The organism is Novipirellula herctigrandis, from assembly GCA_007859835.1.
Classification (GTDB): Bacteria; Planctomycetota; Planctomycetia; order Pirellulales; family Pirellulaceae; genus Novipirellula_A; species Novipirellula_A herctigrandis.
This window is the reverse complement of the sequence record SJPJ01000001.1, coordinates 7,808,905-7,821,340: the sequence shown is the minus strand read 5'-3', so window position 1 is coordinate 7,821,340 and position 12,436 is coordinate 7,808,905. Positions and strand designations below refer to the sequence as shown.

At 54.5% G+C, this 12,436-nt stretch carries 8 protein-coding genes; 5 read left to right on the top strand and 3 right to left on the bottom strand.

The window, feature by feature from the left end; translation table 11 throughout:
- Window positions 1–23: 23 nt before the first annotated feature.
- On the bottom strand, window positions 24–386 hold the full coding sequence (locus tag CA13_RS35785) for a hypothetical protein (RefSeq protein ID WP_419194942.1): 363 nt from the start codon (window positions 384–386) through the stop codon (window positions 24–26).
- On the bottom strand, window positions 383–1,243 hold the full coding sequence (locus CA13_RS35780) for a sulfatase-like hydrolase/transferase (protein ID WP_419194941.1): 861 nt from the start codon (window positions 1,241–1,243) through the stop codon (window positions 383–385). Before CA13_RS35780 ends, CA13_RS35785 begins: the two co-directional genes overlap by 4 nt.
- 473 nt (window positions 1,244–1,716) lie before the next feature.
- Here CA13_RS35780 and CA13_RS28410 point away from each other — a divergent pair, with 473 nt between their 5' ends.
- The 5 genes from CA13_RS28410 to CA13_RS28390 all read left to right on the top strand — a co-directional run bounded on the left by CA13_RS28410 (window position 1,717) and on the right by CA13_RS28390 (window position 8,771).
- Window positions 1,717–2,130, top strand: a complete 414-nt coding sequence (locus tag CA13_RS28410; RefSeq protein WP_146402439.1) for a GntR family transcriptional regulator — start codon at window positions 1,717–1,719, stop codon at window positions 2,128–2,130.
- Between the two features lie 99 nt (window positions 2,131–2,229).
- Entirely contained in the window at window positions 2,230–3,894 is a 1,665-nt protein-coding gene (locus CA13_RS28405) for a sialidase family protein (protein WP_419194940.1), read from the top strand.
- Window positions 3,895–4,031: 137 nt separating this feature from the next.
- Window positions 4,032–4,970, top strand: coding sequence for a dihydrodipicolinate synthase family protein (locus tag CA13_RS28400; RefSeq protein ID WP_473087499.1), 939 nt, complete (start codon window positions 4,032–4,034; stop codon window positions 4,968–4,970).
- Window positions 4,967–7,594 (top strand): sodium:solute symporter family protein, encoded by a 2,628-nt coding sequence (locus CA13_RS28395; RefSeq protein WP_146402434.1) that lies wholly within the window; start codon window positions 4,967–4,969, stop codon window positions 7,592–7,594. The genes CA13_RS28400 and CA13_RS28395 overlap by 4 nt, the downstream gene beginning before the upstream one ends.
- The gene (locus CA13_RS28390; protein ID WP_146403949.1) at window positions 7,587–8,771 is read left to right on the top strand and encodes an AGE family epimerase/isomerase; all 1,185 of its coding nucleotides are present in this window, start codon (window positions 7,587–7,589) and stop codon (window positions 8,769–8,771) included. The genes CA13_RS28395 and CA13_RS28390 overlap by 8 nt, the downstream gene beginning before the upstream one ends.
- Before the next feature lie 467 nt (window positions 8,772–9,238).
- Here the strand turns inward: CA13_RS28390 and CA13_RS28380 are convergent, their stop codons facing one another.
- The gene (locus CA13_RS28380) at window positions 9,239–12,208 is read right to left on the bottom strand and encodes an HzsA-related protein (protein ID WP_146402431.1); all 2,970 of its coding nucleotides are present in this window, start codon (window positions 12,206–12,208) and stop codon (window positions 9,239–9,241) included.
- Window positions 12,209–12,436 lie beyond the last annotated feature (228 nt).

Here is a 12,436-nt window from a genome sequence, read left to right as displayed (position 1 = left end):
CGAGTCAAAGGCAGCAGTCTACACTAATCCGTTAGCGTTACTGTTTTTCCGTTGGCGGATTTCAATTCGATGGACTTGATCGACGTGATTCCCGACGGAAAATGGACCCGGACGTGAATGATTTTCGATTCGCTGTACAAGCTGGCTCGGATCGTTTGCCACTGGTCCGACTTTTCCACGCTGAAGTTCACACGGTTTTCGACGGCGAACAGTGTGTCTGCTGAGTTACGCCAGGCGAAGCCAATCGCTCCGGACGATGCCGTCTTTACAACCATGCTAACCGAAATCGGTCCGACCAGACTCATGCCGTTTCTGGTAATGAACGGTATTTGCTTCGCGTCCGGCTTTTGCGGTGCTATCTGCAAGCCCTCGCTGGTGACATTCATTTTGCCGCTGCGAACGATCCATGGAAACGCTGATTTCCTTGATCTTGAGTCGGAGTTTGCCGAGCCGGATTCTCAGGCTGCTTGTCGGCGAGATTATGTTTCTCTTCGAGATCGCTGTTCAGGTTGTACCGATACTCGCGGTCACTGCCATCAAGGCCGATGTTTGCCGCGAAGGGTGCACCAGAATTTTGGTTGAACGCGTGCTTGAATCCGTGGTCGGTAATGTTGGGGGTCGGACCGAGGTGCCATTTTCCGAACTGCGCCGTAACGTAACCCGTTTTCCGCAAACGTTCGGTAGTGGTCAGCTCGCGATCAAAACCTAGCAGTGTTCTGCCGTTGGCTTCGACGCCGAATTTCGATTGCAATTTTCCGATCAGCAATCGCGCTCTCGACGGTACATATTGCGGTGCAGTGCTGTATCCATGCCGGGCAAGCACGCCGCTTTTCGCCAACGCGTCGACATTGGGAATCTTGATGTCGTCGAACTTATGCAAGGGCCAGATATCTTCGTGACGATCAGGATTAAATGGAATCGTTTTGCGTTTCGGCTCGGCGTTGGATGTCGAAAAGGCTGGCCCTTCAAGGAACACATGCTCGGCATGTAGCTTTGATTCGGAGTTACTGACAGCGACATCCACGACACCATCGAACTCGGTGGTGATCCCAAACGCGATCCCCAGGTCACGAACATGCAGATCGCCGACGATCACCGTCAATTCGCTTTGTTCGGTTGGCAGCCGCGCGGCCATCTTTCCGGACTCAAAACGCAATGTCTCTCCGGCATTGCAAACGGCGCCGGTGCCGTCATTGAAATTGAGCCAGCCATCATCCTTGAAGCTCCGGTTGGCATCGGACACACTCAGCCAATGGTTTGGTAGGCCGACGTGACTTTGATGCGAGCTCTTCCGCAATCTCGGCACCACTTCCGTTTTGAAAATAGCGAAGCGAAGTGATCTCGTGCCTTCGCGGCGTCAATTCGTCCAGACACCGCGCAAGGGAATCGACCAGATTGGTTTCACGGTTCGCAACAACAATGCAAAAGTTTTTTTTGAAAATCCCGTGGGGTCAAAGTATCGGTAAACCTTGCCAGGGCGTCGTAACGTCTCGCTGCATGCAAGGCGACGGTCTCTTCGTTACACGCGGCAATATTTGATGTTATAACAATCAGAGTCGCGTGGATCGTATGCAAGTCCGGATGGACCAAATCCGCTGAAACTTGTCACCGTTAATCCCCTGCGATGTTTGTAGAGTTGGCTCCGCCGAGCCAACGAAGGAGCCGCTTTCTAGAAACTGATATCCTCTTTGCCCAAAATCGCAACCGAGTACACCCGTGGGTCAAAATCTTTCTGAACTTTCGTACGAATACATTCGAGCAAAGCTTGCCAGTGGTGAGGTTCCAGCTGAACAACCGTTGGTGCGTCGAACACTTGCAGAAGAAATCGGGGTGAGTGTGATTCCGGTACGTGAGGCGATTAACCGGCTTTCCAGCGAGGGTTTGGTGGACCACGTTGCCGGTGCCGGTGCTGTCAAGTTCATCACTAATTCGATCGAGGCTGGTGGAGGAGTGATGGTTTCACGTAACGGCAGCGGCGGCACGCTACAACCCGGCTCCATGAGTCCTTATCGATTGTGGGGGCATTGGGAACCAAGGGCAACAAAGAGACAATTGGCTAGTAATTCTAGGCTGCCATCTGCAAATCGGGATTTGCGTGACCGGGGCGAGTCGCGCAGGCTGCTTTTGTAAGCGTTTCCGCGCCGACCCACGAGAATTTGGTATTCCTGTGATCACGTAGATAATCCGGTGATAAATATGACCCTCTGTCGCTTTTTCCTGATCCCGAGCATGCTCCTGATGTTCGCGTCCACGCTTTGTGCTGAGAATCATCCGAGTCCTCAGGACGTGGTTGTGCAGACGGGACAGCCGGCGTTGTTGAACGGTGACGCGCCGGCCGATGACGTTCTTTTCAGCACTTCGTTTGAACGTCAACCGGAAGCGACGTTCCAGCAATTGAAAATTAGCTCGGTCGAGATCAATGCGACTGGGACGGCAAGCATCACTTCACGGTTCGCCCACAGCGGCGACAAATGCCTGCACATGCTCGGCGACACAAAGAATAAGGTAACGCTTGTCCTTCCACCGGAACTGTCCGGCGTCAAGGGGATCCGCTTTGATGCGGAGCGATGGACAGCCAAAGGTCCCTTCGAATTCAAGGTCGAGGTGCAACAGGACGGGAAATGGCACGATGTTGCACAGCTGGACCATGTCATCGAAGTAGGCGCGCGTTTCCGTTCACATATCCAACTTCCGGTTGCGGGCAACGCAAAAACCGAAGCCATTCGTTTCAGCACCAAAGCCGCGCCCCAGTCAGGGCTGCTGATCGACGATCTGTCGTTGCATGCTTCGGTTCCGAAACGGCCAACAACCATTCCGACCGATGTGATGCCGAGCGATCCACTGAAACCAATCAGCAGCCAGTCCCTGTTCGTATCAGGCACACAAGACACGCATACGTTTCGCATCCCCGCCATTGTTACCGCAACCAACGGTGATTTGATCGCCGCCTGCGATGCCCGACGCACTGGATCGGGTGACCTGATCCCACAGCGCACGATCGATATTGTGTTTCGTCGAAGCTCCGATAATGGCAAGACCTGGACACCAATGGAGATCTTGGATCAGTCCGACGATGGAGGCTGCAGCGACCCGTCGTTGCTGGTCGACAAAATCACCGGCGACCTATTCTGTTTTTACAACTTCATGGTTGAAGATAAGTCGAACAAGGAATTTCGCTTCTACGTGCAAAAGAGCTCGGACCACGGAAAGAATTGGGGAAAGCCGGAGGACTTCACCAGTCAGGTCGCCGGACCCGAATTAAAGAATGCGTTCAAGTTCATCACGTCGGGCCGAGGAATCCAAACACGCGATGGGACGCTAGTCCACAATTACGTTCGTGTCGGAAAAGGAATCACATTATTCGCCAGCCGAGATCATGGCAGGACATGGAGAACGCTCAGTGATGTCACGCCGGGGGACGAGTCAAAAGTTGTGCAACTTTCCGATGGTGCGCTGATGGTCAATTCCCGGATTGCGCCCGGCAAGAGATTTGTGCATCGGTCGGCTGACAGTGGCAAGTCATGGGAGAGTGCGGCCGATTTCGGTCTTCCCGATCCCCGTTGCAACGCCAGCATCATCCAGTACACGGCCAGACGGGATGGTTATTCAAAAGATCGATTGCTGTTCTGCAACGCTGCTTCGAACCAACAACGCCAAAATCTCTCTGTCCGAATCAGCTATAATGACGGCGCGAATTGGAGTGCCGGAAAGGTGATCGACCGCGGGCCATCCGGCTACTCCGAAATCACCATCCTGAATGATGGCAGCTTCGGCGTGCTGTACGAATCGGGCCTTAAGGAAATCCGTTTCGTCCGCTTCTCGCTCGCTGCACTGACAAACGGGACGGACCAATTGAATCGACCCTATGCCCACGCCAACAAGGTTGAAAACTAATCAATTGATCTGATTTGCTCACTTTGTCCGGCGCCGCGCGTAGTTATCCCAAATTGAATCAAAAGCGGCTTAGAATGCCCTTTGCGTCCGCGAAATCCACTTGCCCGGCGTCCAATACCAATAGGAATGGTTACATCGTGAACAACAAACTGAGCGGCCTAATTGCTGCGACATATACACCGCTCGATGACAACGGCCAACTGGATACTGACCCGATTCTGCCGATGACCGAATGGCTGATCACGCAAGGCGTCAGCGGCCTCTATGTCTGCGGAAGCACCGGCGAGGGAATGTCGCTCAGTGGTGCTGAGCGTCGTAAAGTTGCAGAGGCATACGTCCAGTCCGCCGGTGGCCGAGTCCCAGTGATCGTTCATGTCGGGCATAACAGTCTCGTCGAAGCGCGACAGCTTGCTGATCACGCTCAACAGATTGGCGCGAACTACATTTCAGCGACTTGTCCTTCCTACTTCCGCATCAATGACGTTGGCACTCTTGTTGATTGTATGGCTGAGGTTGCCGCTGGTTCGCCGCAGCTGCCGTTTTACTACTACCATATTCCAGCACTGACGGGTTCCACATTGGATATGGTTGAGTTTCTCAAGCTCGGGGACAAGCGAATTCCCAACCTTCAAGGTCTCAAGTACACCGACACGAAGCTTCATGAGTTTCAGCAATGTCTTGAGCTTGAGAACGGACGTTTTGACGTTCTATGGGGATGTGACGAGATGTTGCTGGGGGCTCTGGCCACTGGTGCGGGCGCCGCGATCGGTAGCACTTACAACATTGCCGCACCATTGTATCTTGGCATCATGGATGCCTTTCGCCTCGGTGATCTGGTCGAAGCTCGACGTCTGCAGTCGCTATCGGTGGAGATGATTCGGGCGATAGGCAAGTACCCGTTTCATGCGGCGATGAAAGCCGTACTGGGCTTCAATGGCTTCGATATAGGGAGCTGCCGCCTGCCTCAAGTCCGCTTGTTGGAATCCGAAATTGAAACGTTGCGAAACGATTTGTCGTTGCTTGGATACTTCGAGTGGTCACAGCCAAGCTGCCGCCTTTCCGCGATTTCGTCATGAGGTTCTTCGCCGCATCGATCTTCCTTGGCTGCATTCTTGTTGGCTCGATGTCGATGTTCGCCAGTTCAACGAGCTGGTCCGACGAGCCGCAATGGTTGTCTTGGAGCGAACTGCCACCGATGCCCGATGAGCTAGGATTGGCTGGTCCCTTTGCAGGTATACACAACGACGCATTGATTATGGCAGGAGGTGCCAACTTCGCCAAACCGGTTTGGGAGAACGAAAAGCAATGGCATGAGAAGATTTTCGTACTCGTCAAGAACGGCGATGGATACGAGTGGAAAGACGGCGGCAAACTTTCGAAGCCGATCGCTTACGGCGCGGCCGTATCGACTGCTGACGGCGTCGTCTGCATCGGCGGAAACGACCGGTCCGACACCTTTGCCGAAGTCTTCTTGCTGCAGTGGGACGGCGAAAAGATCACCTCCAAAAAATATCCGTCGCTACCGAGGCCTTGTGCACATGGAGCGGCCACATTAATCGGTGATACGATCTATTTGGCAGGCGGCCAAGAGGATGCGTCCCTCCAATCCGCAGTGTCGACTTTTTGGTCGCTAGACTTGTCGCAGCGAGGCAGCGCCAATGAATTCGTTTGGAAAGAGCTTCCGCCGTGTCCAGGTCCCTCTCGTGCGTTTAATTTGACCGTCGCGCAGCACAATGGTTACCACGATTGTGTCTATGTTATCAGCGGTAGGCGACAGGACGGCGACGCATTTGACTTGCTTCGAGACGTTTGGGAATACACGCCCGCGACGCAGCAGTGGCGGGAGCGAAAAGAGGCCCCGCGGTGTGTAATGGCTGGAACGGGAATTGCTTTCAGCCAAAGCCACATCTTCGTCCTGGGCGGCGCGGACGGCTCTCTTTTTTTCAAAGGTAATGAGCTCAAAGACGATCATCCCGGCTTTATCAAACAATCGCTGGCGTACCACACGATCACCGATACGTGGTTTGAAGCTGGCTCCGTTCCACAGAATCACGTCACCACGATCGCAGTTCAGTGGGACGGTTCGATCATCATTCCCAGCGGCGAAATTCGTCCACGTGTGCGATCGCCCAAGGTGTATCGCGTCACGCCGATCAGCGCAAGTCGCGATTTCGGCACGGTCAATTACATCGTGTTGTTTGGCTATTTATTGACGATGGTATCGATTGGCATCTACTTCACAAACAAGAACAAGAGCACCAACGATTTCTTTCGAGGCGGCCAGACGATTCCGTGGTGGGCAGCCGGATGCAGCATTTTTGCCACCATGCTCAGCTCGCTCACGTTCACGGGTATCCCGTCGAAGTCGTTCGCCCAAGATTGGGTATACTCGATCGGCAACATGATGATTCCCGTCGTGGCCGTGATCGCAGTCTTTGTCGCCATGCCGTTCTTTCGCCGGATCGACGCAACGAGCGCGTACGAGTATTTGGAGAGACGGTTCAGTCGCGGCGTACGGTTATTCGGAAGCGCCAGCTTTACGCTGTTTCATGTTTTTCGCATGGCGGTCGTGATGTCGTTGACAGGGATGGCGATTTCCGTTGCCACACCACTGACACCAGCCCATTCAGTCTTACTGATGGGTGTCCTTAGTATCGCCTACTGCACGATGGGAGGCATCGAAGCGGTCATCTGGACCGACACCATCCAAACGTTTGTGCTGCTGGGCGGCGCGATCTTAGCGATCGTCCTGCTCCTATCGGGCGTGGACGGCGGCGTCAGCGGTTTTGTATCGACCGCGGTGGACGCGGACAAATTTTTAATCGCCAACTTCCACTGGGATGCGACAAGTTCCCAGATCGCATTGTGGGTCATCATCGTGGGCGCGATCGCACAGAACATCTCTTCGTACACGGCCGACCAAGCCGTCGTGCAGCGGTACATGACTACCGAGACGAAGCAACTCGCGGCCCAAGCGATTTGGACGAGCGCCATTTTGACGATTCCGGCCACGCTGCTGTTTTTCGGTATCGGAACCGCGTTGTTTGTCTATTACAGTTCCCACCCCGAAAGGCTAGATCCAACGATCACAACGGATCAGGTTTTCCCACTATTCATCGCACGCGAAATGCCGGTCGGCATTGCTGGGTTGATCGTGGCGGGGGTGTTTGCGGCCGCGCAATCAACCGTTTCAACGAGCATGAACTCGACGGCCACCGCAATCGTGACCGACTTCATGCGGCCGCTGCGTGCCTGCAAAACAGAGCGCGGGTATCTAAACGCAGCCCGTTTCTGGACGTTCTTGTTGGGAGTGGCCGGTACGTTGTTGGGTCTTGTGTTCGTCAATCCCCAAATCAAGTCATTGTTTGACACTTTTATCATGGTCATCGGACTGTTTATGGGCGTTCTCGGCGGCTTGTTCGTGATTGGCGCATTGACGCGACGCGCAAACGCAACGGGTGCAATGATCGGCGCCATTGTCGGCGCTGGCGTGATGTTTTGGCTGTGGAAGTTCACGTCAATCAACGGTTATTTTTACACGGCCAGCGGAATTACATCGTGCGTGGTCGTCGGAATGGTCACCAGTTTCGCGTTTGGACGACCGCACCAAGATCTGACGGGGCTAACGATCTACACTTTGCACGAACCACTCACGGCAAGTGAGCCCCACTCAGAGGCAGCACCCGATGTTGATAGATGATGCTGGCAGGCAGACGCTTCTCACCACGTATCGCGATGGCTTGTTGAACGACACGCTGCCGTTCTGGACCAAGCACTGTGTCGATCGAGAGCACGGCGGCTTCACAATGTCGCTTGCTCAAGACGGCACCGTCATTGACACCGATAAAGGCGTTTGGCAGCAGTGCCGATTTACTTGGTTGCTGGGTGAACTATACAACAACGTCGAGCCGCGCGAAGAATGGCTTGAGTTGGCCCAGCACGGCGCGCGTTTCATGGACGATCACTGTTTTGATCCTGCGGATGGCCGGATGTGGTTCCATGTCGCTCGTGATGGGAAACCGATTCGGAAACGACGCTATGCGTTTACGGAAAGCTTCGCTGCGATCGCCTATGGAGAACTGGCCAAAGCGACCGGGGATGAACGATACGCGGAAAAAGCGGTACGCGTATTTCGACGGTTCCTCGATCACAACCTGAATCCTCAGCGCGCTGAGCCGAAATTCACGTCGACGCGGCCGACCAAGGGGATTGGCTTTCCCATGATTGCGATCGCAACGGCACAGGAGCTGCGTGATTCGATCGGCCTGCCAGATGCCAATGCGTGGATTGATCGCTGTATCAATGACATTCGCAAGTGTCACCTCAAAAAAGAAATCCAATGCGTGATGGAAACGGTTAGTCCAAACGGCGACTTAATCGACCATTTCGATGGAAGGACATTGAATCCCGGTCATGCGATGGAGGCCGCATGGTTTATCATGTTGGAGGGGAAACTTCGCGGCGACAACGATCGGATCTGTACCGGCTGCCAGATGCTGGACTGGATGTGGGAGCGAGGCTGGGACAAGCAGCACGGTGGAATCCTTTACTTCGTCGATGTGAAAGGTCTTCCAGGCCATGAATACTGGCACGACATGAAGTTCTGGTGGCCGCAAAACGAAGCCATCATTGCAACGTTGCTTGCGTATCAATTAACGAGAGATCCGAAATACGCGAAATGGCACGCAATGATTCATGCTTGGACGTACGAGCACTTTCCCGACCCAGAGCACGGTGAATGGTTTGGCTACCTGCATCGGGACGGTAGCGTCAGTTCGACGCTGAAGGGCAATCTTTGGAAAGGCCCGTTTCACATGCCGCGGATGCAACTGATTTGCTGGAAACTTCTTACTGGGTTCAATGATCTGATGTTGTAATCATTGGATGCGTTTGACGGTGACGAGTTCGGCGATACGCGAATCTTGCTAACTGATGACGAGCGACGTCGTTCGGCAGGCAAAGGAAAAACCCGCGGGCGAAGAACACTCGAGCAGCTTGGCACTCTGTTCACACCGGCCAGAATCCTGCCATGGCATCGTCAACTTGTTGCGCAAAAATGGGGACGACTCCGATCGCAAAGAGCAGAACATGGCCGGCCAAGAACCCGACGAGTGATCATTGAGTGGGTGATCGTTGAGTGGGTGATCGTTGAGTGGGTGATCGTTGAGTTGACAGTGAAGTTCGCGAAAAAGCCCCCGACCTGGGGCTACGATTGTTTGTTAGCCAGCGCCGCTCTGCGCGAGCAAGATTTTCGACCCAAAATGGAGGCTCATCTGCCGTCGTAATCCCGAATTTTATCGGCCGACGTGCTCGGTCGCGTTTTTGCCCCCACGGGATCGGGATGTTAATTCTCTTTGGTCGGTGGCCTCCACTGCGGCGTCCATTCCTCATAAGGATTGACTGTGCCGATCGCTTGCTCGAGCGTTGGCGTCGGGCGGTAGTTGGGATGGTCGCTATGCGGCGGAACGATGCGTCCCCAATAGGATCCGTGATAGACGCCATTCGCGTCGATCCAGGTCGCGATACGCACCCACTCAGCGAGCGTCAGCTTATTCTCGTTGCCGGGGCAGCCTTTCTTGATCTGTTTCATCAACGGACTTACATACGAACCGATCGTCTTGGCTGGAATGTACTCGGTACCTCCAAAGTCGCTGCCTTCGAGAAAACCGGGCACATACCCCTTAGACCTGAGCTGTGAAGCGGACGTGTTGGCCAGCCAAGCGTGCTCGCCCGTCAATCGCAAATCGGCGGCCGGATCTGTTTCGCCGTGGCAACTGACGCATTTCTCATCAAGTATCGGTTGAATGTCTACTGCATAGTGCAACGGCCGCGCGGCGTCTTTGTCGCCCGGTTGCGGCTGGGGCATCACGGGCGGCTTGCCGAGTGCCAACGGCATTCTCATCATGGGTGGCGCATCGTCGGGCGTTTCGTGACAGCCGATGCACGATCGAGTCTCACCGGGTCGATAGTTGACGTACGTTCGCTCTCGTTGCAATTCAAGATAGTCCTCGTTCAAGGCTTCGAAGTAGATATTTCGATCCGCTGGGACATAGAAGTTCGCGGACCCGTCCTCCTCGACGGGGACAATCCCGCGAAGCAGCTTGACGCTTAGCGGCCCGCCACCGCCGGCGATCTGAGTGTGTCCACATGCCGGCTCCCAACGTCTTCTTGAAGCCCATGGACGTGGAATCTGTTCCATGATGCGAATCCACTTCACTTCGCCACGCTCGACATTCTCCATTCCATGATAGATATCCATTACCGAGCAGACGGCCAAACCTTTCCCTGCAAGTTCTTCGTCGCGAGGCATCTCAACAATGGGCGGACGTACGCGCGGACGCAGCGGTTGAGCGCACCAAGTCGATGTGTCGGGGTCTCGGTAAATCCGTTTGTGATGCGAGTTCCGATCAAGCGTGTAGAGTCCGTAGGCCGATGGATCCCTCACGTCGCGTGTACGGTCTTCGTTGTGTGAAACGATGAATGATCGCTCGCTCAGCGGGTAAGGATCGCGGTAAAGTGGCCCCCGCGGCGAACGGGTCCAATAGTTGGTTTCAAAGTCGTACTGATTGTATCCCCCCTCCTGCATTACTTTGACGTAGGGAGTGATGTAACTCATCGGCTCGAGGGTGCGAATCGGCTTCGTCGTGTCGATCAGAACGACCGTGCCCGTTCCGCTCTGTGGATAGTGGGGCGAGCCGATAGCTACAAACAGATTCGAGTAACCTGGGATCTGACGCCCTTGGATCAGCGTGGGTGGAAAACGGATGTTATTGCCGTAGACCTCGCGCGACGCGGTTCCATCCGGGTTCATCGACCAAAGACACTTCACGCCTAGTTGTCCCTTGTCGATATACTCCCATCGCGTGTAGATAACGCGTCCATCTTCCGCGACGGAGGGAGTGAATTCTGAAACCGCGCTGTTCGTCAATTTCGTCAGTTTGCTCCCGTCTCTCTCGACGCGGTAAAGCACTGTGGTGGCTAGTTGGTCATCGCTGTTGCATAGCGTGCCATACTCGCACCGCGAGGAAACGAACATGATTCCATCATCGGGCAGGTAGCAGGGATGCAGGTCATCGGTTTGATGATGATAGATCTTCGCGAACTTCAATTCCGACGAACGATCGTATTTTTTTATCCGCAGCGCTTCGTCCTGCGGCGGGAAAGTGATTTGCCGCAAGCCTGTTCCATCGACGTTGGATTCGTAGATGCGGAAGCCTTCCCATTCCGACGCCTTCCAGCCGAAAACGATTCGCTTGGCGTCGAACGAGAGATCGACTCGACCGAATATCCCCTCGGTCATTTTGCCTTCAAACAGATCCTTGACCTCGCCCGTCAGCATGTCGAGAACGCAGATGTTGCTACCGAATCTCCCGCAGCCATCGATGAAGTCGCTATAGAAGTGGCTCGAAGTGTACGTATCGCGTTTGACAAAAAGTAAATGTTGGAATCCCATTTCCTTGACCAACGCGGGACCGTATTGGGTGTCGGTATAGGTCGGCTCGGTTATCTCGGGGAGTTTCGACGTGATAATGTGTGCGGTCTTGCCTTCCGCGTGATCCGTCAACGGCAACCATACCGCACCGGCGCCGTCAAATGCGACCGACTTGCCTCCATCGCGTCCCTCTACGTAGTGGAACTCACCCACTGGTCGCAAGTCATGCGCGGCGCCAGTCGTATCCTTTGTGTGCCCGTCAAAGGGCCAGTGCGCCAGTAAATTCGTGTCGCGGAACTCGGTTTCGCCATCAAAGTGTTTGACTATCTCTTGGTCACTCATTCGGCGATCATAGATTCGAACGTCGTCGACCTGACCGGTGAATTGCCGCACCGTATCGTTAGGATAATCCTCGGCGCCTTGGCCGATTTTCAAGACGCCTCCCGGGCTATCGAAAACCGGCGAAAGAGCGCTACCGAGATCCGGAGGATTGTCGATGCCGTGGGAAGCCCGCTTGCCATCGACGTAGATCATTCGCGTCAGCGTGATTTGGTGCCACCGTCCATCGTTGATCTTCGGTCCACCGACCGTGTGCCCGGCGCCCTCGATCCGATAGTTAAGCCGACCGCTTTCACCGATATAGATGCACCTGGAACCAATCACATGGTTTCCGTCCAGCGGCGCGACTGTGAAGATCGGACCCGTCGCGGTTGTTTTAATCCATGCCGAGAGCGTGTATTGATCCTCGCCGAAATCGACTACGGGCTTGGAGACTTTCATGCTGGCAGCATCGTCGTCGGCCAACACGTATCGAGCCGGGGAGAGCATGATCAGTCCGCAAACCGTACCGATTGCGATACGAGATAGTCCGAGCAATTTCATAGCGATCTTTATTTTTCAAAGGGGGGGCGATCACGGCTTTTCAAAGGGGGGCGATCAGGTTGGACCACCGACCGTCGTCGGTTTTTCGAACAGCGTTCGCTGCAAAACAAACCGCGAACTTAGCTCTATTTTTGCGAAGAGTAGTATTGTAGCACGTTTCCCGTTTCGTTGACGATTCGAGCAGAGAGACTCGGTCGATTCCCTAGGTTTTGTAACCGTCGAAACACT

Bases quoted from the DNA above. Each gene is read 5' to 3' on its own strand.
- CA13_RS35785 (WP_419194942.1), bottom strand. From the start codon at position 386: ATGAATGTCACCAGCGAGGGCTTGCAGATAGCACCGCAAAAGCCGGAC.
- CA13_RS28405 (WP_419194940.1), top strand. From the start codon at position 2,230: ATGCTCCTGATGTTCGCGTCCACGCTTTGTGCTGAGAATCATCCGAGT.
- CA13_RS28395 (WP_146402434.1), top strand. From the start codon at position 4,967: ATGAGGTTCTTCGCCGCATCGATCTTCCTTGGCTGCATTCTTGTTGGC.
- CA13_RS28380 (WP_146402431.1), bottom strand. From the start codon at position 12,208: ATGAAATTGCTCGGACTATCTCGTATCGCAATCGGTACGGTTTGCGGA.